General features: G+C 36.4%; 30 protein-coding genes and 1 pseudogene. 28 read left to right on the top strand and 3 right to left on the bottom strand.

Features of this window, described 5'->3' with window-relative positions:
• Positions 1-152 precede the first annotated feature (152 nt).
• The 5 genes from J2Z37_RS09820 (at position 153) to J2Z37_RS09800 (ending at position 4,940) form a co-directional block, all read left to right on the top strand.
• A complete protein-coding gene (locus tag J2Z37_RS09820) occupies positions 153-473 on the top strand; it encodes a PadR family transcriptional regulator (protein WP_209810073.1) in 321 nt (106 codons plus the stop codon).
• Positions 466-1,665: a DUF2812 domain-containing protein gene (locus J2Z37_RS09815; RefSeq protein WP_209810072.1), complete on the top strand. Its 1,200-nt coding sequence runs from the start codon at positions 466-468 to the stop codon at positions 1,663-1,665. Before J2Z37_RS09820 ends, J2Z37_RS09815 begins: the two co-directional genes overlap by 8 nt.
• Positions 1,666-1,943: 278 nt before the next feature.
• Positions 1,944-3,464 carry a YcdB/YcdC domain-containing protein gene (locus J2Z37_RS09810; RefSeq protein WP_209810071.1) on the top strand — a complete coding sequence of 507 codons (1,521 nt, stop codon included), beginning with the start codon at positions 1,944-1,946 and terminating at the stop codon, positions 3,462-3,464.
• A gap of 155 nt (positions 3,465-3,619) precedes the next feature.
• Entirely contained in the window at positions 3,620-3,853 is a 234-nt protein-coding gene (locus J2Z37_RS09805) for a hypothetical protein (RefSeq protein WP_209810070.1), read from the top strand.
• 370 nt (positions 3,854-4,223) lie between these two features.
• Positions 4,224-4,940: a polysaccharide deacetylase family protein gene (locus tag J2Z37_RS09800; RefSeq protein WP_245203696.1), complete on the top strand. Its 717-nt coding sequence runs from the start codon at positions 4,224-4,226 to the stop codon at positions 4,938-4,940.
• Between the two features lie 434 nt (positions 4,941-5,374).
• Here the strand turns inward: J2Z37_RS09800 and J2Z37_RS09795 are convergent.
• Both J2Z37_RS09795 and J2Z37_RS09790 read right to left on the bottom strand, forming a co-directional pair.
• A pseudogene (locus J2Z37_RS09795) lies at positions 5,375-5,515 on the bottom strand (IS1595 family transposase); the annotation flags it as partial.
• Between the two features lie 161 nt (positions 5,516-5,676).
• The gene (locus tag J2Z37_RS09790; RefSeq protein ID WP_209810069.1) at positions 5,677-5,958 is read right to left on the bottom strand and encodes a hypothetical protein; all 282 of its coding nucleotides are present in this window, start codon (positions 5,956-5,958) and stop codon (positions 5,677-5,679) included.
• 619 nt (positions 5,959-6,577) lie between these two features.
• Here J2Z37_RS09790 and J2Z37_RS09785 point away from each other — a divergent pair.
• The 20 genes from J2Z37_RS09785 to J2Z37_RS09690 all read left to right on the top strand — a co-directional run bounded on the left by J2Z37_RS09785 (position 6,578) and on the right by J2Z37_RS09690 (position 19,934).
• Entirely contained in the window at positions 6,578-7,252 is a 675-nt protein-coding gene (locus J2Z37_RS09785; RefSeq protein ID WP_209810068.1) for a hypothetical protein, read from the top strand.
• Positions 7,253-7,388: 136 nt separating this feature from the next.
• Positions 7,389-7,961 (top strand): RNA polymerase sigma factor, encoded by a 573-nt coding sequence (locus J2Z37_RS09780; protein ID WP_209810067.1) that lies wholly within the window; start codon positions 7,389-7,391, stop codon positions 7,959-7,961.
• Positions 7,958-8,650, top strand: coding sequence for a DUF4367 domain-containing protein (locus J2Z37_RS09775; RefSeq protein WP_209810066.1), 693 nt, complete (start codon positions 7,958-7,960; stop codon positions 8,648-8,650). The genes J2Z37_RS09780 and J2Z37_RS09775 overlap by 4 nt, the downstream gene beginning before the upstream one ends.
• A gap of 170 nt (positions 8,651-8,820) precedes the next feature.
• Positions 8,821-9,351: an NfeD family protein gene (locus J2Z37_RS09770; protein WP_209810065.1), complete on the top strand. Its 531-nt coding sequence runs from the start codon at positions 8,821-8,823 to the stop codon at positions 9,349-9,351.
• A gap of 85 nt (positions 9,352-9,436) precedes the next feature.
• The gene (locus tag J2Z37_RS09765; protein ID WP_209810064.1) at positions 9,437-10,939 is read left to right on the top strand and encodes a flotillin lipid rafts scaffold protein FloT; all 1,503 of its coding nucleotides are present in this window, start codon (positions 9,437-9,439) and stop codon (positions 10,937-10,939) included.
• 16 nt (positions 10,940-10,955) lie between these two features.
• Positions 10,956-11,621, top strand: coding sequence for a PspA/IM30 family protein (locus J2Z37_RS09760; RefSeq protein WP_209810063.1), 666 nt, complete (start codon positions 10,956-10,958; stop codon positions 11,619-11,621).
• Positions 11,622-12,051: 430 nt separating this feature from the next.
• Positions 12,052-12,255: a hypothetical protein gene (locus J2Z37_RS09755; RefSeq protein ID WP_209810062.1), complete on the top strand. Its 204-nt coding sequence runs from the start codon at positions 12,052-12,054 to the stop codon at positions 12,253-12,255.
• Positions 12,256-12,746: 491 nt separating this feature from the next.
• Complete coding sequence (locus J2Z37_RS09750) at positions 12,747-13,295, top strand: hypothetical protein (RefSeq protein WP_209810061.1); 549 nt, start codon at positions 12,747-12,749, stop codon at positions 13,293-13,295.
• A gap of 251 nt (positions 13,296-13,546) precedes the next feature.
• Positions 13,547-14,008 carry a sigma-70 family RNA polymerase sigma factor gene (locus J2Z37_RS09745; protein ID WP_245203695.1) on the top strand — a complete coding sequence of 154 codons (462 nt, stop codon included), beginning with the start codon at positions 13,547-13,549 and terminating at the stop codon, positions 14,006-14,008.
• Positions 14,001-14,801 carry a DUF4367 domain-containing protein gene (locus J2Z37_RS09740; protein WP_209810060.1) on the top strand — a complete coding sequence of 267 codons (801 nt, stop codon included), beginning with the start codon at positions 14,001-14,003 and terminating at the stop codon, positions 14,799-14,801. Before J2Z37_RS09745 ends, J2Z37_RS09740 begins: the two co-directional genes overlap by 8 nt.
• A gap of 122 nt (positions 14,802-14,923) precedes the next feature.
• Positions 14,924-15,136: an amino acid transporter gene (locus J2Z37_RS09735; protein ID WP_209810059.1), complete on the top strand. Its 213-nt coding sequence runs from the start codon at positions 14,924-14,926 to the stop codon at positions 15,134-15,136.
• 27 nt (positions 15,137-15,163) lie between these two features.
• A complete protein-coding gene (locus J2Z37_RS09730) occupies positions 15,164-15,343 on the top strand; it encodes a hypothetical protein (RefSeq protein ID WP_209810058.1) in 180 nt (59 codons plus the stop codon).
• A 16-nt stretch (positions 15,344-15,359) separates the two neighbouring features.
• Positions 15,360-15,572 carry a hypothetical protein gene (locus J2Z37_RS09725; RefSeq protein ID WP_209810057.1) on the top strand — a complete coding sequence of 71 codons (213 nt, stop codon included), beginning with the start codon at positions 15,360-15,362 and terminating at the stop codon, positions 15,570-15,572.
• Between the two features lie 56 nt (positions 15,573-15,628).
• A complete protein-coding gene (locus J2Z37_RS09720; RefSeq protein ID WP_209810056.1) occupies positions 15,629-15,790 on the top strand; it encodes a hypothetical protein in 162 nt (53 codons plus the stop codon).
• Between the two features lie 276 nt (positions 15,791-16,066).
• Positions 16,067-16,276, top strand: a complete 210-nt coding sequence (locus J2Z37_RS09715) for a hypothetical protein (RefSeq protein ID WP_209810055.1) — start codon at positions 16,067-16,069, stop codon at positions 16,274-16,276.
• A 37-nt stretch (positions 16,277-16,313) separates the two neighbouring features.
• Positions 16,314-16,835, top strand: coding sequence for a hypothetical protein (locus tag J2Z37_RS09710; RefSeq protein WP_209810054.1), 522 nt, complete (start codon positions 16,314-16,316; stop codon positions 16,833-16,835).
• A 579-nt stretch (positions 16,836-17,414) separates the two neighbouring features.
• The gene (lepB, locus tag J2Z37_RS09705; protein ID WP_209810053.1) at positions 17,415-18,074 is read left to right on the top strand and encodes a signal peptidase I; all 660 of its coding nucleotides are present in this window, start codon (positions 17,415-17,417) and stop codon (positions 18,072-18,074) included.
• 363 nt (positions 18,075-18,437) lie between these two features.
• Positions 18,438-18,815, top strand: a complete 378-nt coding sequence (locus J2Z37_RS09700; RefSeq protein WP_209810052.1) for a hypothetical protein — start codon at positions 18,438-18,440, stop codon at positions 18,813-18,815.
• Between the two features lie 143 nt (positions 18,816-18,958).
• The gene (locus J2Z37_RS09695) at positions 18,959-19,357 is read left to right on the top strand and encodes a hypothetical protein (RefSeq protein WP_245203694.1); all 399 of its coding nucleotides are present in this window, start codon (positions 18,959-18,961) and stop codon (positions 19,355-19,357) included.
• Positions 19,358-19,514: 157 nt separating this feature from the next.
• Complete coding sequence (locus J2Z37_RS09690; protein ID WP_209810051.1) at positions 19,515-19,934, top strand: hypothetical protein; 420 nt, start codon at positions 19,515-19,517, stop codon at positions 19,932-19,934.
• A 190-nt stretch (positions 19,935-20,124) separates the two neighbouring features.
• Here J2Z37_RS09690 and J2Z37_RS09685 read toward each other — a convergent pair whose 3' ends face one another.
• A complete protein-coding gene (locus J2Z37_RS09685) occupies positions 20,125-20,628 on the bottom strand; it encodes a YoqH family protein (protein WP_209810050.1) in 504 nt (167 codons plus the stop codon).
• A gap of 224 nt (positions 20,629-20,852) precedes the next feature.
• On the opposite strand from J2Z37_RS09685, the gene J2Z37_RS09680 reads away from it, so the two are divergent.
• The 3 genes from J2Z37_RS09680 (at position 20,853) to J2Z37_RS09670 (ending at position 24,392) form a co-directional block, all read left to right on the top strand.
• The gene (locus J2Z37_RS09680; protein ID WP_245203693.1) at positions 20,853-21,191 is read left to right on the top strand and encodes a DUF3888 domain-containing protein; all 339 of its coding nucleotides are present in this window, start codon (positions 20,853-20,855) and stop codon (positions 21,189-21,191) included.
• Between the two features lie 557 nt (positions 21,192-21,748).
• On the top strand, positions 21,749-22,417 hold the full coding sequence (locus J2Z37_RS09675) for a TnsA endonuclease N-terminal domain-containing protein (RefSeq protein ID WP_209810049.1): 669 nt from the start codon (positions 21,749-21,751) through the stop codon (positions 22,415-22,417).
• Positions 22,410-24,392 carry a hypothetical protein gene (locus J2Z37_RS09670; protein ID WP_209810048.1) on the top strand — a complete coding sequence of 661 codons (1,983 nt, stop codon included), beginning with the start codon at positions 22,410-22,412 and terminating at the stop codon, positions 24,390-24,392. The genes J2Z37_RS09675 and J2Z37_RS09670 overlap by 8 nt, the downstream gene beginning before the upstream one ends.
• The last annotated feature ends 5 nt before the right edge of the window (positions 24,393-24,397 follow it).

Raw genomic sequence — 24,397 nt, 5'->3', positions numbered from 1 at the left:
CCCCGCGTTTATATTGGATCTAACCAGTAATTTACTGCGAACAAAACTAATCAATATTTTATATTTACAAAAGAGAGTTTGCGAAGTAATGTTATGTTATACGATATATCGCAATACATAATAACCAGAAAAACGAAAGAAGGAATTAAGAAATGGCATATAATGGGGGACCAATGACTGAAGCAATGTATTATGTATTACTAGCATTAATGCATCCTAGCCATGGGTATCAGCTTATGCATGCAATTACAGAAGTTTCGAATGGCAGATTAAAAATGGGCCCGGGGACACTTTACGGAGTGCTCTCACGAATGCAAAAAGACGGCCTTATTTCATTGGCAGAAGATGATGGTAGAAGAAAGACCTATCAAATTACATCAGAAGGAGAACAAGCGCTGCGTACAGAGTATAGTCGATTAAAATCATTGATCCAAGACGGAAGTATTTTAGAGGTAGGTGATAAAAATGAATAAGAAAGTTCGTAAACTACGTCCTAGTGATTATTGGCGAATCGGTGAGCATGAAAGCTGGTTTCAAGATATGGCGGCAAAGGGACTCCATCTAAAAAAGATGGGGATGTATTTTGCTCATTTTGTTAAAGGTAAACCCCAAAAAATGAGATACAGAATAGATGTTTCACTAAAAAAGAAGATGACACCAGAACAGATTGAGATGTATGCGGATAGTGGATGGGATTATGTGACAGGCTATCAACGTTTTCATGTGTTTTCATCACCTGTTGAGCTGGAAGTACCAGAGCTACATACAGACCCCGCTGAGCAATCTTTTACATTAAAGGAACTGGACAAGAAATTGGTCTTTAATGCTGGTATGGTTGCTGTTGCAATTATTTTAATGATCGGTATGTTGTCCGCTATTTGGTTTCTTGATGGAACGCCTACCTTTGTTTTGGTCGAAGGAATGGCTATTCAACAAACTATTATAACCATTTTCATTGGCTATTTGGCCTATATCTCACTACAAGCGGCCATATCAATTCGTGCTTTGCGGAAGGATCTTACAGCAGGAAAACCGATCGATCATCATGCGCCTTGGAAAAGGCACTATCAATTAAATTCTATGATCGCTTTAGTTTTTACAATCGTTGTTGGATCGAGTGCTATACTTCCATTCGCACAACTTGTAAAAGGTGAAACGAAAACATTACCAGAATCAAGTCTTGACTTACCGATTGTCAGGTTAGCAGATATAGAGCAAAATCTTGCCTTGGTTCGAGGGGAATCTTCATATATGAGAGACGGTGTAGATTGGGATAACCGGTATACGTATAATTGGAGCCCGTTGGCACCCATCCAATATGAATCAGATGAAAACGGGGTTGTTCCCGGTAAAATGTGGGGGGACGGGAGTGGCGAATATTCCCCAAGTATTTATACAAGGGTTTATCAGCTCAGTATACCAGCTATGGCGGATAATCTCATTGCTGATTTAATAAAAAGATATAGGTATGAATATAGCGATGATGATTTTGTTGAATCAAAGCATTCAGACCTTGATCTCTTAATAGTTCATGACGAAGATGATTTTAAAGAAGTATTTGCTTCGAAAGGAAAAGCTGTTATATATGTTCGTTATTATGGTTATGCGGATATAAATTCTGTAATAGAAAACATATTAGATAAGATTAAGTTGATTACGGAGTAATACTTGAATATGGTTTGGATTCTAACGTGGGATGAGGATTTGACTGATCTTAAAGAACTTATTCATTATCTTAATAAATAAGAGCAAGCAGTAGATTTTATAAACTGAACAAAATGTGAAATGAAAGTACTATGGTTGAGGTAGCTGTACCAGGTCAAGGGTGAGAAATAGAATGTATGGCAGACGTACAGTAGATATTGATAAGCTAAATGCACAGCATAATGTTCAATTGCTATGGGTGAATGTATTTATACTATAATAATAGATGGAGGGATATTGTGTTTATCGATAATGAACAGCTTCGGGTCATTGTAAAAACCATTTTTCCGATACCCAAGCATTACTTGCTAGAGATGGAAGACAGTATTCCGAAGGGCAATGAGCAAGAACGGTGCTTCATATGGGAGGATCCCGAAAACCGTGACAACAAAATAGAGATAGCACTAGATTTGACGACCGGACTACTTACGAGGTTGGAGATAGATCTTGAATATAAGGATGAGTCCAAGCAGAAACCTAAAGAATTAAACGGAGATGAGGAAGCAAAAAATATTGCTGATGCTTTCGTTGCGAAGCATGCCCCCAATTCTGCTGAGTTTACGTCTGTCATTGTAAAAAAGAGGCCTGATGGAACGGAATTTATATTTCGTCAGGAAGTCGGTGGACTACCACTTCCCCATACTGGCTGTGACTTAATATTGGATAGGGAATTAAACGTTGTCAGGTTCCGGCTGAAAGGGCGTGGAAATCAAAAAACTCAAAAACCTGAATGGCCAGACGCCATCGTAGACGAAAAGACCGTGACATGGTATATACAAAATAATTTACGGATGAAATTAGCAATTGTTTCCTTACATCCTACTTTGTATGAGATGAAAGGAACCGAACATGAATATCGGCTAGTTTACGAGCCGATTCCAGATCGTCCATTTCTTGATGCCGTTACTGGGGTAGATATATTTGGGCCGGAACATTACGTCATGCCACCAAGCCATCCCTTGCCGCCGATTGAGTCTATGCCGAAACCTAGTTATGATAAAGCGCTGTCTTTGGAGCAGCTACTCGACATCGACATTGAGCGTTATGTGCTCGAGAAGTCGGAGGATGATGGTGAGAGAATAAAATCTTTGTATCAGCTTAGGGAACGGGAGGAAAAGAATCCGGAAACCGAAGCATTGACCGCAGATGCATATATGGAGAGGAAGTGGGGAGACAAACTCCGTATTTTTAGGGAATCGGCGATCATGGTACAACTAGAAAAGAAAACTGGACGTCTTGTCGGGTTTCACCGGATGGGTTGGAATAAGGTTGGGATACCATCGCTGAGCCGGGAGCAGTGTTGGCAAAAGGCGGAACATTTCCTCGGCATCGTATTTCCAGACTACGCCCGTTATCTTCAACTTGAAATCGATAATGAGAAATTAGATGGGGAACCGCGTGAACGTGAATTTTTCTATTTGCCAGTCTATATTGATGGAATCCCTGTGAATCATGAACGGATCACAATCAGTATCAATACTTCAACAGGGGACGTCTGCACATATATTGGCGTTTCTTATGAAATGATTCAAGAATTGTCAGATCGAAGTTTCCTTCCGAATATCACACCGGAAGTTGCATTTGATCGCTATATCGAAAATCTGCAACTTCGTCTTAAATGGTTCTTGGACAATGATCAGGAGGTACCATTGTATCGGTTGCTGTATGTTCCGACTACCCTTTCTGCTAATGATCCCGAGGGTGATCGGACTTTGCGGTATATTGATGCTGTCACGGGTGAACATATTTGGAGAAAGTAGAGTTGAAATCGTATTATTCGACGAGGGATCGAGAGTAAAATTACGATCAAAAATAAGCTACCCTTACTGGCAGCCTATCTTATTGAACGAAAGGTTAGTATAAGAAGAAAATATTATTAGAAGAGATTTACTATAATGGTTTAAAAGGTGATTTAATGGAAAAATGTATTCAAAAAGGGTCCTTTTATGGATTTTTAGTTTGCTTAGCTTTAGCATTTTTATTTGTGGATTACAAAGTAATTACTCCTTTTGATGGTGGTTATACAACGGAGTATGTTCCTGTTTACGATTATATCGTTTCTATAATTCGATTTGGTGTATCTGGAGCTTTTATAGGTATGTTTGTGGGTTGGATGATTAGCAAAATAAAGAATGAAGATAACAAATGAAACCTATTTTATGCTGAAAATTTTTATTGGGGTTTTCTTACAAATAATAATTGTATATCGTTCTTTGTTTAATTAACAGGTGTTAATAGTTAATGGGGCCATTCATTTGGCTCTTTTTTTTGTGTGTGAAATGGCCGAACGGGGGACTGAGAAAGCCTACCGTTAGCCAAAGTCAAGGTGTCCTCCGTTAGGCGAAATCTAAAGGAATACGGAGGCAAATGCTCGACTCTGAAGTTCACGAATCCAATTGGAGATCTTTTCTTGAATATGGACGTTACAACACAATTTCTGACATAGTAATGCAGTAAATGGTAAATATAATAAACGTATACATTTTGACAATAAAAGTTTTAAAGGGGCTTTTGTTGTAATGAAATGGTTCCGGTTTATTGCTTTGTTAGTCTGTATCTGCTTTATTGTTCAAACAAATACTTCTGCAAAGATGATAAAGAGAAAGGAAATTGAACCAACCGGGCAGGTTATTTGGGATGTTCCTACCCAGAAAAAATTAATTGCATTAACATTCGACGATGGGCCAAGCCCAATTTATACTCCTCAAGTTCTTACTATTTTAGAGCATTTTGGTGCACATGCCACCTTTTTCCAAATTGGAAATCGAATGGAGCGTTATCCAGAAATCGTTGAACAAGTAGTGGAATCAGGCCATGAATTAGGGAATCATTCGATGACGCATTCTTATGAAAATAAAGTTGGTTTTCAGAAGTTTCGTGACGAGATTACACACGCTGATCAAATCATTCAACGTTACCAGCCGAATCACCCTAAGTTATTTAGGCCACCGGGAGGATATTTAGATAATGCCCTTTTACAGGAAGCAAGAAAGCAAGGATACAAAGTCGTTCTTTGGTCTTATCATCAAGAATTAAAGGATTGGTCTATGCCAGGGGCAATGGTGATGGCTAATCATGTTATTCGCAATGCAAGAAACGGCGATATCATACTCTTGCACGATGGCGGTGGGGACCGGCATCAAACCATTCAAGCCTTAGGCATCTTCCTGCCGGTGCTGAAGAAACGAGGATTTGAATTCGTAAGCGTTTCAGAGCTGCTCTCCCACAAAAAATAAAATAGGTACCAGCCTCCATAACTGCCCACGTTAGTATTGTTTTTTGATGGCAAGTGTACCTTTTATTTTTAATCCTCAATCTGTAAAGGATCTAAAGGGATTTATCAAACGGAATAACCTTAAGAAACTCGAGGCATTAAGAAGAGTAAATCAAGCATGGATTGTGAGATTGGAAAAATTAGATATGAGGATGGCCATTATGATTTATCAAATATTTATTTTATTAGGAAGTAAGTAGTGTAATCACTGTATAATAATAGATTTGAGATTTCAGAAAGGAGATGTTCATTTATCTATTTTAGCAATACCTGTGAAATTAACCTTAATGTATTTTATTTCAACTGGTTCGCCAACATAGAAAATACACTAATTGCCCTCTTATTGAGGCTTTTTTATGTACTTCTTAGCATTTCAATGGTAGTATAATACGACTTTTAGTAAAGTGAAAGAAGCATTTGTTCCACACGTTTGTAAAATGTCAGATTTTCACCAATATCAAGCCATCAAAACCAATAAAGGTAGTTGTCCAAGTATTTAGTTGCCACACCTTGAAAACGCTCCATCCAAGTTTTCAAGAAGTTTCAACGAAGTATCTGGACAGTTATCGCTACTGGTTCCGCTGGCTTGATTTAGGGAAAAGCGAGTCGAGCAAATGCTTGTTTTCTAGTTTTGTCCACAAAAAAACGAACTTATTTAGGAGTTCGCTTAGTAACCCATAAAAGGAAAAATGATACATTTATTTAGTTTCAAGTTTTAATGCATCAACATATTGCTTGGCTTCTAACAATGGAAGTCCAAAGGTTTCCCTGACTTTTTTGACTGCTTTGACATCATTTCCCTCATTAATTAACTTTCGCAATTCATCGTTTATTGGGTGGTTTTCAGGTATATTATTTTCTTTGGTAAATTGGGTTAAAGTATATTTCAAACTTTTAACACGACTATCAAGTTTGCTGACAACAATAAGTAAATAAACACTAATAAACATTGTCAATACCTCAACGAAATTAAATTCCACAAAATTACCTCCTTTCGGCTAAGCGATTTGTTCTTTTTCAAATAGCATAAGATTTTATCGGACAATCCTTTTAAAGTATTCTATTTAGTCATTCATAGTCCGATTCTATCATAAAACTAAATGGTACCGAATAAATTGCAAAAAGCAACAATCTTTTAGAAAACAGCCATTACGAAAAAGGATGGAAAGTATTATGTCTTTATAGAATCAGATGGGGCAAACATGAAAAAGACCTATGATGATGAATCTGAATCAGGAGTTTGGAATGAAAAAGTTGACTTCGGAGCGGTTTGTATAAGGTATCCGATAACAAAATTACGACCACCCTTGCAGGTACTGTATCCCCAAGCATCTTTCCTGTAGAATCGGAAGTCGAATAAGGGGTAGATCTTAAGGTGAAGTACATCTTGTTAAAATTGAATGAGTAAATTCCAACTCATTAAAAAACTGCCAAAAAAATAGTATTTACGGCGCTAACAATGGTTGGTTGCTCCATGTAAAGGATAAGGGACTGTTGAGACTTCAGTCCCTTTTTCTGCGGAAAACTTGATGATTTGGGGTATTAGTGTTATAGATGGGATGGAAGAGTTTTTAGAATTGTTAGGTGGGAATTAATTTAATGATTAAAAAGAGGGGCTTTTTTATACTAGGTGTTCCCTTTTTACTTCTATCCATGCTATTAAACTTTCAATTTCCAGACGTTCAACCATTAGGAGAAAAACTTTTAACCAAAATAGGAATACCAACTCATCAAAATATGGAAACAAAAACAGGACTTCATTATGTAGGTGTGACTTCCATTGCTCTATTACTAGCCAGTTTATTTTTGTTCAACCATTCGCTTGCAAAGTATAACGGTCGAGTTATCTTTTTAGCTTTTTTGACCGCTATTTTCGGTCCCTCACTCATCATCAATAGTTACCAACAAACCTTTGCATCCGGTATTTATGCCATATCATATGAACGGGATGCAAGTGAATGTCGCTTTGAGTTAAATGAAGAGACCAACCTCTTATATGGGGATTGTTCCGTTTACTTAGAAAACAAAAGTTCTAAGGATGTTCAATTTTCACTTGTATTTATAGATGATATTCATTTTAAAGATGATATACCTTTACAAAGCCTCATGAACGAAGCGGGTCCCTATTTTTTAACACTAAAAGGAAGGCAATCCAAGACTTTTAAAATTACTGCTAATATCGATGTTACTTCTTTACCTAAATACCCTGCGGGTGGAAGCTCGAGAGGGTTTAATGTCATTATTACAGATGGTGAAAGGCAAAGATTCTTGTAACTCCCTAAAATAATCTTTAATAAACGATTAGTCAAAAAGCCCTAATTTGGGCTTTTTTTAGTGATCAAGTGGACACAAAGAAAGACCGATGACACAATAGTTAGAGGTCTGGTTTTTAAAGAGGGGGTGTTGAATATTGCTCAAAGGCTTTTTAGGAAAGCAAAGTGAAAAGGATGAGCAATTCCAAAGGATTTTATTTGAGATGTTCTATCAACGGATCTATAGGATCGCTTATTTCATAACCCATGATCAGGATTTAGCGCAGGATGTGGTGCAGGAAACCTTTATCAAAGCATTTAAAAATCTGTATCATCTCGAAGACGGGAATAAGATGGCGGCCTGGCTAGGCACGATTGCAACCAGAACAGCCATTGATTTTTTAAGAAAAGAAAAAAGATGGAACGATTTTACCACAGAAGACGTCTACATTGATAATCAAGTAAAAAACCAAACAATCTCCTCTGTCGAGCGCAAGGTGGAGAACCGGTTTATTAGGGAGTTGCTTCGTGGAGAGATTATGATATTAAAACCTGAATTCAAACAAGTGATCATTCTGAGGTACGAATATGAGATGACGTATGAAGAGATGGCTTCGGCATTAGAAATAACGGTGGGAACAGTTAAAGCCCGTCTTCACCGTGCAAAGCTCAAATTAAAATCTTCCTTAAAACAACATCCAGCGATACAGGATGGTGACATAGTGCGATGAACAATAATCATTTTGATTACTTGATTCAAGATATCGTTATCGAGGAATTGGCAAATAGTCCTTCACCCCGTTTGTCTTCTTCGGAAGCATGGGAAAAAGTACAACAACAATTGGGTCAAAAAAATCATTGGAATCCTGGAAATGGAGAGGCTTTTCAGAGGCTTATCCAAATGTTCCATTCGTTACAGGGAGATACTTCCCCCATGTTTATTAAGGTAGCAGATACACCTTCCAACAGTGAAACAGCCCCCCCTTCTGAGGAGTTTAGCATCGTGCCAGGATCGGAGGCTGTACCGACAGATATGACTTTGGAGGATGCACAGAAAACTACTCCATTCCCAATCATGTTACCGAAGGAAATTCCACATCGATATAAGTTAGAAAACGTAACAGCTATGAAAAATGAGATTGAGGAAAAGAGCAAAGATATTACGTTGAACTACATGGATGGTCAAGATAAATTCTTTCAGATTCATCAGATGACAATAGGTGATCAGTTTGGTGCCGGAGCTACCTATGGCACTAAACATATTGAGGAATTGAGCATCGGAGGACATCAGGCAACCCTGGCGTATTTTCCTGAACACGGGTACAGCACACTCACATGGATAACCCAAAATTATTTTATTAGCATATCGGGGCATCTAACAAAGGAGGAAATTATTATGGTTGCAAAATCAATGAATTAGCTGTGTTGTGGCAACAGATGTGACGAGTTGCTGCATCTTTGATATATTTAACAATTCACCCGAATTAGTCGACAAATCGGGGTTCATATAAAAAGTAGCAATTTTGAAACTTTTACCCAGTTTTTCCGTATAAACAAAATGTAAGGAGTTTCTTTTGGGGGAGGAGTTGGATGCTTGAAATTTATTGGGGATGCCTGATTGTTGGTGTTTTGTTTGCTATAGTATCCGTTGTTTTCGGCGATTTTATTGGTCAATTTCTTGATGGAATGCTCGATTTTCTTTCGCTCGAAGGACCTGATTTTTTCCATCCGATGGTCATCATAGGCGGGATCACTGCGTTTGGCGGCATAGGGATATTGCTGACTGAGTACACCTTTTTCTCATTTTGGATCATCCTTCTATTGTCCTTTCTTATTGCCATTTTTCTATCCATTCTTGTTTATTTTTTCTACGTAAAGCCCATGCAGAATGCGGAAAATTCGACAAGTTATTCTATTCAAGAACTATCAGGAAAAATTGGTGAAGTGACAATTCCGATTCCCCGGGAGGGCTATGGGGAAGTGGTGATAAAAGTCGGGTTGTCCAATACCAATCAGATTGCTGCCAGCTTTGACCGCGAAGAAATTAACTCGGGGACCCGTGTAGTTGTCGTTCAGGTCAAGGAAGACACTCTCTTTGTTTCCCGTTTTGAAAAAATATAGAAAGCCTCATTGAGGCACTGCAATAAACTTCTGAGTTCGATGCTGATTCGAGGAGTTCAGAAGAGCAGATGAAGGAGGAGAAAGCATGTCAGGATTTCTATCAATTCCCATTCTTATTATCTCAGTTATCGTCATATTGGGATTGGCCTTCTGGGCACGGTATAAGACGGTTAGTCCGGATGAGGCAATGATTGTCACTGGATCTTTTTTGGGAACAAAAAATGTACCAACGGATGAATCAGGTCGGAAAATCAAGATTGTACGTGGAGGCGGAGCGTTTATTCTTCCTATATTCCAGAAAGCGGAATTTCTCTCTCTGCTCTCGCATAAACTGGATGTTTCCACACCGGAGGTATACACGGAACAGGGTGTACCGGTTATGGCCGATGGGGTTGCGATTATTAAAATTGGTGGGTCTGTCGAAGATGTGGCAACAGCAGCCGAGCAGTTTATGGGAAAGCCGAAGGAAGATTTGAAGGGGGAAGCACAGGAGGTGCTTGAAGGCCATCTTCGAGCAATCCTTGGCTCCATGACAGTAGAAGAAGTTTACCGCAACCGGGATAAATTTGCGCAGGAGGTACAAGGGGTTGCTGCCAAAGACCTGAAAAAAATGGGGCTAAATATCGTCTCCTTCACCATTAAGGATCTTCGGGATAAGCACGGGTATTTGGATGCACTTGGTAAACCGCGGATTGCCGCAGTGAAGCGCGATGCGGAAATTGCCGAAGCAGAAGCTGTTCGCGACGCGAGGGTGAAGAAGGCTATAGCGGAAGAGGAAGGCCAGAAGGCAGAACTTCTTCGAGATACCAATATTGCCGAAGCGACCAAGGAAAACCAACTGAAAATCGCGTCATTTACACGTGAACAAGATATGGCAAAGGCAGAAGCTGATCAAGCCTATCACATTCAGGAAGCTCGTTCTAAACAAACAGTTGTCGAGGAACAGATGAAGGTAGAATTGGTTCGGAAAGAACGAGAAATTGACCTGGAAGAAAAGGAAATTAGTCGTAGGGAGAAACAGTATGATGCTGAAGTCAAAAAGAAAGCCGATGCCGATCGTTATGCCGTAGAAATGTCTGCGGAGGCTGAGAAAGCCAAGCGAATGCGGGAGGCAGAGGCCCTTCAGTACAGAATAGAAGCAGAAGCAAAAGCAAGCGCTGAGCAAAAACGACTTGAGGGGTTGGCTGTGGCTGATGCGGAGCGGGCAAAAGGGAGTGCTGAAGCGGAAGTTATCAAATTGCGTGGTTTAGCCGAAGCTGAAGCAAAAGAGAAATTAGCTGAAGCTTTTGCCAAATTTGGTGAAGCTGCCGTGCTCGATATTATTGTTAAAATGCTGCCAGAGTTGGCTGGAAAGATTGCTCAACCAATAAGTTCCATTGATAAACTGACCGTTGTTGATACGGGGAATGGCCAGGGCGCAGCAAGGGTCAGCAATTATGTGACGGATCTTATGGCCACTGCACCAGAAATGTTAAAGAGCGTTTCCGGGATTGATGTTGAACAACTGATCAAAGGATTGACACAAAAAACGCAAACACAACCTGTTCCTGCGTCTTCAAAAGGATTAGAAGGGCCTGATCCACAATAGATAAGGAGGAAAGACCGTGTCCATTTTTAAAAGATTGAAAGATCTCACCCTTGCCAATATTTATACGCTGATTGAAAAAGCAGAAGATCCAATAAAGATGACAGATCAATATTTGAGGAATATGCAGGAAGATCTAACTGATGCTGAAAAGGCAGTAGCTGCCCAAATTACCTTGGAGAAAAAGTTTAAACGTCTCTATGAAGAACAGCAGGATCTATTTAACAAGCGGGATGAACAAGCTCATTTGGCGGCACAAGCGAGAAATGTAGAGCTTGCCCGGCGGGCATTGGAGGAGAAAAGAGCAGCTGAGCAAAAAATGAACGCATACAAGGCAAGCTACGAACAAAACAAAGGGCTCGCCGACCAATTACGCGAAAAATTTAACGACATGCGTAAACAGTATACTGAATTAGGGAATAAACGGGAGATGTTGGTAGCCCGTGCGAATGCGGCGAAGGCACAGCAAAATATAAACAGAACTCTGTCCGGATTTGCAGGGGATTCAGCACTGGCGGATATCCGACGAATGGAAGATAAGGTCTTGCATCTGGAAGCCGAAGCTCAAGCTAGTGAAGAATGGCAGAAAAAAGAAAAATCGCTGGATGAGGAGTTTGAAAAACTAAGTAATGACCAAGCAATAGATAAGGAATTAGGCGAATTAATGAAGAAATACGAAATCTAGTCGAAAATACCTTTTTATATGGAAAACCCGAATCCTGTTGGATCGAAAATAGAGAATTTATTTTGGATTTAAATTGTCAAAGGTTATAAAGGTAATCCAGATTCTATACGAAAGAGGCTGCTATGGCGGCTTCTTTTACTTCTTTAATAGGGTGATTTACAGATATATATTTTAGAAACAAAACTAGTCAAATCTTGGTCAATCTCATTGTTGCAGTTGATGATAATAAGAAAGTTGGTTCAATAATAACGGCAGAACTAGAGTATAAATTTGTTTTTAAAACCCCAACAATTGATGTGCAAAATGGAGAAAAAATCCCTTATGATCAGATATTGAAACTCCATTACTAGATAGGTTTAGAACTATAAAAGGCGATGTTTCCTTTAAAACTGGGTCTAGGAGTGAAATAGATATAAAAGAACCTGAAATATTGAATCATCACGTTAGTTATGAATTAGCATGTAAAGGAACAGGAGTTGAAGAAGGAAAATATGAGGAATATCATTTTCCGAATGATGAAGAAATAAAAGAAGTTAAGAAAAGTGCTTTAAAAGATGCCGTACTTGTAATTAAAAAGGATGGAAAGGAAATCAAACGTTATAATTTGTGGGAGTTCAAAAACGTTAAAAACTAAACTAAGGAATATCAAATAGTAATATAAAAGAACGACTTATAGAAAATTGTTTGGAATCGTATTGGGAAGGAGTGAAATAATGAGTAGGAGAAAATCAAGACGATTTATCTTGTGGGGAATCTTGGTTTTATTCCTATTAATGTTTTTTACTGTACCTAGCACGCAATAATATCATGAATGGTTGACAGAAAAATATCGAATCAATTGTGATTCAATTGATTGTATTCATTCAACAATAGACCCTATGACAGAATCGATCGAGCATTTGCCGTTCATAATGATTGGCGAGACATACATTTTTGATGATACTAAAAACTCAATTAAGGCGATTGGAGTTTTCAATGTATTTATAACCATTAGAAATAATTTAAAAAGCAAAGATTAAGTATGCTTACGCTATCAAGATTGAATAGCAAAGTAAAAGGATGGGGGATATTTACAATAAAATACCTAGTTTGATTAAGTAGTCTAAGTAATAGGAGGTGGACAAGTTGATAAATCGCAAAAAAGTTAAATTATTAGGAATAACGATAATGTCAACTGTAATTGTTGCAGGATGCAATTCAAGTGGTACAAGTGAACAAGTAGCAACACGAACCCACAAAGGTGAAGAAAATAAACAAACTGCTAAAACTGAACAAACCAATACAGAAATAAAGACAGTTGATAAGATTGAATTGAAAGTACCAATAAACAAGTCACAACAACATATTATGTCAGGTGATATAGAAGATAAGATACCTAATGAAATACGAACACAATGGGAAGAAGCAAAAAATAAACTTAACGAAACAATAATCTTAAAGCACAATGGTAAATGGTATATTCATCCTAAAAAGGGATACCTTGTGGACAGAATTGAAGTGAATGGACATGAAGGGATTGTTATTTTAGCAAAGGCTTCTTCCTCTAAAGCAGAAGGAACTTTCCCAACTCTGGCAGAAGGTTATGACATTGATTCACTTAAAGTTGGTTTGGAAGAAGAAAGTAATAAATTGCTGAATGAGAAGAACACCAAAGAAAATATAAATATCAAGTAATGTTTTTTTGTTCTTACGACATAAAGCACAAAAGGCTATCTATGACAGGTCTATGTAGAGGGGTGGCTTATTTATTTATAAGAATGATTTCATACATTATACAGATACCACCAATGGGTATCTTTTTTTCATTTTTTAAAAACCAAATCCTATGCTCAATTGTCTAATAAATAAAGGAGTCTGATTTGGAGGTTATATGGAACAAGTAATACTTGCCCAAAATGGTGATGAAGAAGCATTTAGAAAACTAATTGAAGAAAGTAAATCAATGCTCTATTGTACTGCTTTTTTATACAAGAAATGAAGATGATGCATTAGAAATTGTACAAGAAACTGTATACAAAGCATTTATCTCTATTAAACAACTTAAAGAACCTGCCTATTTTAGAACTTGGCTAACACGAGTCCTAATTAACTGTGCAATTAACTACATAAAAAAACAAGAGCGTATCATTCCATTTTCAGAACCTATACCTAACCGTGTAGCTTCTGCAAACACAACTCATGTTGAGGACAAGATGGATTTATCTTCTGCCATTGACCAACTAGAAGAGAAGCTGAAAACAGTGGTTATTTTAAAATACTATCATGATTTGACTATAGTGCAGATCGCTGAAATTTTGGAATGTCCAGTTGGCACAGTAAAAACACGCTTACACAATGCATTGAAAAAACTTCGTGTAGAATTAAAGGAGGTGTGTGTCAATGAGTAGGGATTTAACCAAATGGAAAGATGATCTGAATGATGTAGAAATACCTATGGGGAAGTTAAATATGGCAATTGGCAATGCCATAGAAAAAGGAAAGCAAAAGCAACAACACATGGAACATACAAAAGGTAAACGATTTTGGAGAAAGCCATTGTGGAAAAAAGTTACCTTTTCTGTATGTGGGTCTTTCTTGTTAATGGGGACTGTAATATTAGTTTCTCCTTCTGCCAAAGCATTGGCAACAGATATAATGTCTAAAATTTTCTCTGAATATAAATTTGAAATTAGAAATGGAATTTTCGTTTTAGAAAAGGGAAAGCAAGATGAAACTAATAAAAAGGATGTAATTAAGGGGCTTCCTATAGAATCTGTACAATATAAATCTGTTGAAGATGTAATACAACAAATTGGAATATCATTGACTTTGCCATCTTATTTACCCAATAATACAGAACAAAAATTGATTTCAGGGAGTAAAATCAAAGATATACCATTTGTTACTTTTCATTACGAAACAAATTCAATTGATTGGATATTTTCGATTGATTCAAGTTCCAGTGCTAAGCATGTGACAAGGCAAGGTTTGGCATACAATGAAAAAATCAAAGTAGGAGATACAATAATTTATGTAGGTAAAAATCCAAGAGTTTCTTATGATGAATCCACTCAAAAGCCAAGAGTTGAATATATAAATAAGGTTGATTGGAGTGATAAAAATGGGGTTTTGTATACCATTACAGGACACCTGCCAGTAGATGAAATGAAGAAAGTGGCTTTATCAATAGTACAACAATAATAAAATATAAGGTGTATCTACCTGTATGGGTACACCTTTCTTAAATGAAAGCACGATTTTATTTACTGAATAATCCGTTTACATTCTAATTCATGATAAGATGATATAGAGGAGATAGCGAAATGAATGATTATAAAAAGTTCTCTGAATCAGAAACAGAAGTTAAACCATTCAATGACGTTACTGATCACTATCAAAAGCATGTCGGATTACACAACAAAAGTGTAAATTTGAATACCATGACGAAATGGTTACAAATATTTTGGTACTTTATTATGGGGGTTATGGCAATTGAATTTATTCTTTTGTTGATTTCTTGGATGATAAGAGGATGAAGCTACTCAAACAGGGTGGCTATTTCTATGAATGGAGGTTTTGTAATGGAATTTTTATTGGTGGTAATTATTATACAATTGGCATTTATAAATCATAAATTATCTAACTTAATCCCCCCTAGCACGAACAATTTAAAGAAATCTAAATGGAGTTGGAGGGTTGATAAAAGACCTACCAAAGAAGATGAAGAAAGAGAAATTCATTAAAGGGGGAGGAACGCGAATGAAGAATCTCCACTTTTTTATATTAGAAGTTATCTTTAGCATATTTTTAATTTATTCTGCAATCTTATATCTCTTAAGTGGGGCAGGTTCTTGGGTTGTTGTGGTTTTGGCAGTTACCTATCCAATTAATACTTTAAGATCATATTTCAATATTTCTGAATCAAAGGCTTGGGGAGAAAAATTTTCATTTCTTAGAGGGTATAAATATTGAATTAATTTTCTTTGAATAGTATTTTACGGAACCAAATTATAAAGGAGGGAAATAGCTTGTATCATATCGAATGGGGAACAGCGATATATCAACTATTTATTTTTCTATTGGTTATAGGTGTTCCAATTTTGATAATTGTATTTTTTCTTATGAAAAGAAGTAGCAAAATTAAGGAATTGGAACAAAGGATTGAAAAACTAGAAAATGGCAGAGATTAGCCATCTATTTTTCATTACTAAACATCTTTTGTAATTGGGGATAAGGAACATGTGGTTTCTTTATATATATTTTGTTTTCCCAATAGTTGTCGGAATACTTTGTTTAGTCTTTTTATTTAAATGGTGGCTTACCAATAAAAAGGAAGGGAAGCATTTAACCATTTCAATTACTTGCATCATCTTATTTCTCTTGTACATGCTGTGGCTTGAATTTAATTAAGCAAATTGTATCTTTGATATATTGTTCACTTTGAAACAATACGTTGGGAGGAAATTATGGAAGAGCAAAAATATAAATTTCAATTTCCAGGGGACAAACTTAGATTCACTTTAACAGGGGCAATAGTGTTTCTTGGTATTGCGATACTGTTAGGGTCTTGTCAAATATCTAATGCAATAAAATACCATGCGAATCATTCATCTAATTATCAACAGCAATTAGACCAACTTAATAATAATCTTGAATCGATAATCTTGAATCAATAATAAAATCAAAATAAAAAAGGTATTGAGGGGATTTTTTATGAGAAGATGGTTTTCTTTATATTTGGTTTTCTCTATAATTCTAATGTTCCCTGCTTGTGATTTTAAACGTGGAACAGGTACCCCACCGCCTAGTCCCCCCACTCCCTTTCCGATTGAACTAGAAACGCAGTTGAAAGAATATATTTTTCAAAACAATAGTGGAATTGTAACCCTACAAATGCGGTTTAAGACCAATGAAAAAACAGACAATAGGGTTGTAATATCTTCTGAGTTGTTTCAGGATGAAAATACCCAATGGATAAAGCAAAATCAGCAAAAATTATTAAATGAAAAGATAGAATTTAATGAAGAACGTTTGATTACCTATACACTTCCACCTTTAAAAGAAGGGCGATATCGATTGCTATTAACTGCGGAATATGGATCCTATGGAAAGCAAAATCATATTATATTTTTGATTTCTAGGCAAGGGAAATTAACTTTGGAGAGAGATTTAGAATATAGGAGAAAAAATGAAAAGGACTATAAAGCAATCATTGATTTTTTCATTTGTAGTTAATGTGCTGTATCTTGTATGTACAATTGGTTATGGATTCATTAAAACTATTTACTATGTTCCAGATGTAGTTGATGGTTATCAAGATGTAGAATATCTTCAAAATGAAATTTCATTTGGAGTAATAAGTTCTCCATTAACACCTATTCAATTTGGCATTGTATCATTTTTGATTATGAGCGTTTTGTTTATCTTGATTAAGATTGTCATAGTTAAAATACGATAGAAAAGCTAGGAACTTATTGAAAGAGCAAATTGATTCAAAATATAAGATACTCAAGGTAATGGTATCATCAACATTAAAATTGATTGGAGAAAGGAGAAATAGCTAGTGGAAAGCAAATTTCATCAATTCACACTTGATGAAGTTACATTTGGCGATTTCTTTATACTTGTTGCTGTGGGTATTTTCATAATTACTTTTAATTTGTACAGAAATAAAAAGAAGTAGATGTAAATAAAACATGGAATTTAAACAGACAATGAGAAGTAAAGCGAACTGAATATATTAACAATATAGCCACATTTAAAACAGGGATTATTTGTAAATTTCTGTATAATGATTGAAAGGGGGTTATATTGATGAAGAATTTCTCACTAATTATTTCGTTCTTATTCGTTTTATTTTTAGTGGGTTGCTCAGAACAATCTGTTGAAACCATCACTGATTCTGATACAAAGGAAGAAGTCCCAATAATCAACACGATAACATCTGACATGATTGTTATTCATCCGATGAATGATGCAATGGATAGAGGAAACCATGATTTTTTCAATAGAGATGTTGTAGTTGATACAATGCATTATAAAAAAAATGAATTGAAACGCGGAGATATTATTCATTTCGAATTGCCGAAAAAGGCAGATCAACAACAATCCAATGAAGGCAAAACAGATTCATTAACTAGAGTGATTGCACTTGCTGGCGAAAAAGTAAAAATTAAAAAAGGTCAATTTTATATCAATGGTAAAAAACTCGATACGTTTTATGGCAAAGCCCACCGATTAGGATTGGACTTGGAAGAACTTAAAAAAATGCTAGATGAAGGTAATTATGGGAACCTTCAACACAGGCGAAATGTTGAAAGTAATGTAAGTAGTTTTGAAAGTGCCAATTATAAAGAAGTAACTGTTCCTGAAAATCATGTGTATGTTATTGGTGATGATTGGTTTAGAACAACTTCCATGGGTCTGCTGCCCAAGGAAAACATTAAAGGGAAAGTATTGGGTTTTAAAAAGTGATTCTGAACAACTTTTTTATTTAACAAATGGTATTCGTCACCCCCATATGGCCGCTCTGGCAGCCATTTCATTTGTTTCACTCGTTGGAGGTAATGTTGGCAAAAAATATATTATAAGGGATTTAACACCAATATTTGTGAAACAAATTTCACTTTTTATAAGTGGAAAAATAGGGTAATAGGCAAAAGTGAGTGTAGTTATTTACCGCATAAAGACTACAGCGAAGAATGTTACGGTATTCATTACCTTCGTATGGCTGCTTCGGAAGCTGTTTTGATTTTTTCGCTCTATGGAAGTATTGTGTAATCACAACTTAGATAATGTTAGAAACCTCCGGAAATAATAAATTAAGGAGGTTTTTTGATGGTAAAAATTCTTATTTCAATCAACTTTTTCTTTATAATTGTTTTGAGTAGCTTTATTAATGTCTTTGTTGTTGATGATGCGTTGGCAGCAAGTCAAATTCTTACTTTTAAAGGAACTTCAGAAAATTGGAATGTCAAGTATATCTTTATTTTGAATGATGAAAAGTTTACCAAAACATATGCAATCACTCCTAATGATGCTGCCAATCTTGATCCTTCATCCTCACCCAAGTTTACATTTTCCTATAATAATGGACTTATGGATAATGATATTTCAAGTTTTGAGCAAGCAAGAAGCCAAATTAAATTTGTTAAGGTGGAAATAGAGTGGATTAGCGGAAATGAAAAGAGAAAAGATGTTATTATTGCCAAGTGACGAATGATAGTTTTATGCAACTAAAGGGATTCCATAGTTCAATAACGGTTGCTTGTACCGCAGCCGTTTTTTGTTACTAAACTATTGGGTAGGATACTGAAAACATATCGGTTTTGAAGGAAAATTACTATGAGGTGATTCCCTTGAAATTAGCAAGTTGTTTGATAGTGATGCTTTGTTTAATATTTGAGCCAGCACAAGCCCAAAAAGTGGAAGATTTACGGGCTAATATTTTAAATGTTTATACCGATTTACCCAACATATCAGGATGGTGGACTGCTCCGAAAGGAGTCCATAAGATGACCATTTATGTTGACGCAGAAAATACAGAAACAGTGATTTTTTGGTTGATTCCGACCGGAACTCAAACATGGGGTCAAAGGGAACTCATTGGCTATGATAAAGATGGAAGTGATGGCTGGTCTTTAACTTGGGACTTTGGCAACCGCTCACTCCATGACCATATTCATGTTCAGGCGTTAGGAAGCGATAGTGCCTCCCAATCAAATGCCAGCATAAATATAGCCACAGAAATACCGTAAAGATTATTGTGATAACGAGTATCTATAGTTCAAAAACAGTTGCCTTATACTCATTTAATAGCCTCCACCAAATTGGCATCACATTATTAAAAACCCTTGATGATTTGTTGAAGGGAAGTATAACGAAATAAGGATATAATTTGAAAGGGGGCTAACATTGAAAAAAACTCAAATTTTTATTTGCTTAGTTCTGTTATTTGGGATGGGATTTTCGGTACACGCTGAGGAAGACGATGGAAGTCGATGGTTTATCTATGAGCTTTTGAAATTCTATATACCCGTTGATGTTGAACAACAATACAAAGCAGAAAATCGAATATATTTCGCTTACATAACAGATGGAAAGGATCCAAAGCAATTCATGAAAGTGAGTGATATTTCGCTAGATGAACAAGGAAGACCTTATTTTCTAGTCAGCTTTAAAATAAAACCAACATGGACAGAAGGAACAGTCATAGACGTTCGTCCTAACTATTACGACCGTGTCACATATCAGGTTTACCCTGCCCTGTTACGACTATATGGAGAAAGTAAAGGTATTAAACGATTTAAATATGAGAAAAAAGTATCAAATTAGTTGCATGTGCAGCAACATTTTGGGGGAGATTACACCATCATATCGTTATCATGTAAAAGGTAAGGGCGGTAAATCAGCAGCGAGCATTCACCCCCAGTAAGTTCAGACCATAATAACAAAAGGGGCTGCCTTGGAGCAGCTTATTCACTATTGAATCCCGGTAGTGAAATATTATAAGATAGCACCTATCTTAATAATGACACCCTTGTAGGGTGTTTTGCAAAATTGCAGGTCCTAACTTATTAGTTTTTGAATTTGAAAGACGAACCTCCACCCGTGTACTAACGGGAAGTCCAAAAGAAATCTCGTCAATTTTCCCTACCCAAGGAGTTCCACCAAACCAGCTTGGATAGTCCTCTTTAACTGGATACATCTTAAATCGCCAACTGATTACACCAGTTACTTGGGCAAATCCTTCATATTGGTCATAGTCTCCAAATGACGAAGGCGCCGGAAGCCAATCAGCATAAACGCCTACAGCCTCCCGTTCCCTTAGAGAACTTGTTGGCGATTCAGTATATGGCTTCTTAACTTTCGTAATTAAAGCAGTACCTTGGGCATTAGGAAAATCCTTCACTGAGATAAGAACCACGCTACATGGATATGACACTTGTGGAGCTTGTACTTGGGCTATTACTGTGTAAGGCAATACAAGCATTAGCAATACTGTGATACTATTCACCATTTTAATCATCAAAACACCCCCATATTTTGAGGATAGTTTAACCATTTATTGCGTCTAGAAAACATATATAAATGCGGAGGATTACCCGATACCAGGGCAACGAAGAAAGGGGCGGGTGCTGATCCCGTCCCTGTACTATCGAATCCCGTCGTATTTAATTAGCTTATACCTTATTCAATAAAGGTTAATAATACTGTTGGATAGATAATCTTAAAAAAGGAGATTAAAAAATATTGAAGAAAACATTATATGCTTTCATACTATCCATTGTTTTCATTATATCACTTCCTATTGAAACAGAAGCAACAATACCAAAGCCAACTAAAGATTCTGAACAACTAAGACTACAAGATATGCTGATGATTATGCTAACCCCTTATATACAGGAAGTGCTAAATAACTATTATAATCCTAAAACATTTTCACCTTATATCGAACTTTGGAAAGTTCAAGTGTTAGAAACTAAAAGAATAAACGGCTTTCGTGGCTTTATATTGGAAATTACATTTGACATAGAACCCACCGAAGGAGGACATCATGTTTCAATAGGCAAAGACCGCTTAACTTATTAGATTTCATACGGACCTTCAGTAAAATTAATAAAACATACTCATTTAATTACATACGATTTGCCTTCTGAGGTTCATAACCCGTAATTATTCGATTAACATTTCCAATTGCGGAAAAGACAAAAAGAGGCTGCACGTAGCAACCGTTCGTGCGGAAATGCCTTCAAGGAAATTATGTAAGAAAACAATTGCTTAGAGCTGTTAATCGAATCCATATTTTTTCCTCCATATATTCGATTTTCGTTTTTTTATCTTTTATCTTAAATCACAAACAAAAAGGTTAAAAAAATCCAAACCAAAAAATAGTATTATAAAACAAGGATAAAAGAGAGTCGCTATATTAGAAAACTGATCCATTACACAGACACAACAAATTGAAGAAATCGCAACCTCCAACCAGAGCTTATTAGGAAATAGGAACAACCCATTTAACTATATTCATCTCGGCAGGGTAATCGTCCGAATGATTTAATGGTTAATAGCCTAAGTTTTAAAAAGGAAATAAATGTAATCATGTCGAAATTATTTTTGTAGTACTATAAATCAATTTGGGAGGTTCTATGTACTCACCAGTAGATATTAAACCCAGCAAATATTTCGGTAATAACTGGTTTGGTGACAGTCCTAAGATGAATCGCCAAGTTTATTTACATAGTGATCTTGAGTATGACCATTGGGTTCTTGTCGAGACCAATCCCAATATTGTAGCATTCTGTGAACAACCTCTACGTATTCAATCAATTGTTAATGAGGACTTGATTGAGTCAGTTTTTGATATGTGGGTTCAATATAAAGATAGCGAAGAACATTTTATAGAAGTAAAGTACTCCCATGAATTAAATCCGAATAATCCCTCCCCTAAGAGTCAGCGAGCTATTCGCCAAACAACAGCCCAAATGCTATGGTGTAAACAACATGGATTTCAATACTCAATTATGACAGAGGATTCAATCAGAGGTAACCCTATTTATCTATCTAATATGAAGGAAATAATTCCTTGCGTAAGAATGATGAAAGCTACTATTGAAACCGATGAATATTTATTGTTGCGCGTACTTAAAGGAAAAAACAGGATGACATTTTCAGAGTTGTTTCACCTACTCCATACAAAAATAACAGCACAACGCTTAAGAAACATTATTTATTGGTGCATTTACCACGGAAAGATTCTATCTAATGCAGATCAAATACCATTTAGCCCTCAAACGGAGGTCTGGACAGATGTCTAAAAGAAGAATTATTGAAACCACCCCACAATTTCAAGACAAGATTAACGTTTCGGAATGGCCCAAAGTTTTAATAGAGAATCTATCCCTTATTGATCAAGAAAAATTTAATCAAAGAAAATTAGCAATAGAAATGTATATCGAGGGAAAAACGCCGATAAATAAAATTACCGAGAAAACTCAGATCAACCGTGTAAACTTGAATAGACTTTTAAAACGATGTTTGGAACATGATGACCAAGGGATCATTTGGGGATACCGTGCTTTGATTCCTCGGAAAAGGATTACCTCATACCAAAGGACAAAAACAGTGCCTTCGCAAATACATGAAACATCCCTACCTGGGGCATTCAGTCAGTTACTCAGAAATTACCCTATTATAAAGGAAAAAATAGATGAAATTTACCTTAAAAGAAATAAAAATGTGATTCACGAACCACGATACAGTACCAAAGTGATTCATAGACAGTTTATTAAATTATGTCGTGAACAGGGTCTCACAATTAATGATTACCCGCTAAACACAAATACTCTTGCTTATAGATCATTATGCAGATATTTGAAAAATCTCCAGGACGAATATCTTTCAGAAGCGGCAAATCAGTATGGTGAAGATGCTAAACGGCTATTAAATACAACCGGTACTGGTAGTCAGAATCATCCAATGATTGTTCGTCCATTGAATCGTGTTCAATTCGACGGACACAGAATAGATGCAAAAATAGCTATTATTTTTCATACTCCTGAAGGAGATGAAATTGTTAGAGTTATGGAGCGGATATGGATACTGACGATTATCGATGTAGCTACCAGGGCTATACTTGGTTATTATATCAGCTTAAACAAAGAGTATTCTGCTGAAGATGTTTTGCAATGTATTAAAAACGCCATTGTCCCTTGGAAACCTAGGACCTTAACAATACCAAGCTTAAACTATCCAGCTTGTGGTGGTTTTCCATCCGGAGTTATTCCCGAAACTCAATGGGGATTATGGGATGAAATCTGGTTTGACAGAGGTAAAGCTAACTTAGCCAATATAGTAAAAGATCGTTTGGAGAAGATCGTTGGATGTAGTGTTAACATAGGACCTGTAAAGACACCCGAACGAAGAGCAATCATTGAACGATTCTTCGGTATATTAGAGGAAAATGGATACCATAGATTAATTAACACAACGGGTAGCAGTCCATTTGATCCACGTAGACAAAATGCAGAAGAAAAGGCTGAAAAGTATAGGATCTCAACTGATCATATTGAAGAAATTACGGAGATATTACTTGCTAACTATAACGGCACTTCACACGAAGGAGTGAATAATTTAACTCCTCTTGAAGTAATGGCTCAAAGAATAGAGAGACAAAAACCTTTACCGATCATTCGCCAGATGCCCGAAGAAGATAAAGTTGAGGTCATGTTTTTTTCTTTACAAGCTTATAGACAAGTGGTAGGCAATGTTAAAAAAGGTAAACGACCTCATATTAACTATGAAGGAGTTCTATATCGAAATGAAGTGCTGGCTCGTACCCCAGAATTAATTGGAACAACACTTACTCTAGTAGTTAACATCGAGGATATACGAACTGTTACAGCTTTTCTTCCTGACGGGAGTGAACTAGGAACACTTACAGCTCATGGAAAATGGGGGATCAGACCCCATTCGCTCAAAACAAGAAAGGAAATTAATAAACTACGAAATAGGAAAATATTACAATTTGCAACGATGGATGATCCTATCGAGGTATATCATCAATATTTATTAACATCAGCAAAAACAAATAAAAATGAACGAAATCGGCTTGCTCAAATGCAAAGAGAGGAAAAAAGGGCCGCCGAACAGAGCCACAATTTTGGGTTTCATGAAGAAAATAAAAGTTCTACACAGTATAAAGAGAATAAGGATAATGAAACCGAAATTTGGAAAAATGTTTCAGATACAAAGCCTTATAATCGAAAATTTAAGAGGACAATAGTATTCTAACCTTG

Source organism: Ammoniphilus resinae, assembly GCF_017873965.1.
GTDB classification, from domain to species: Bacteria; Bacillota; Bacilli; order Aneurinibacillales; family RAOX-1; genus Ammoniphilus_A; species Ammoniphilus_A resinae.
The sequence above is the reverse complement of the archived record's forward strand: the minus strand, read 5'-3'. Positions and strand labels throughout refer to the sequence as shown.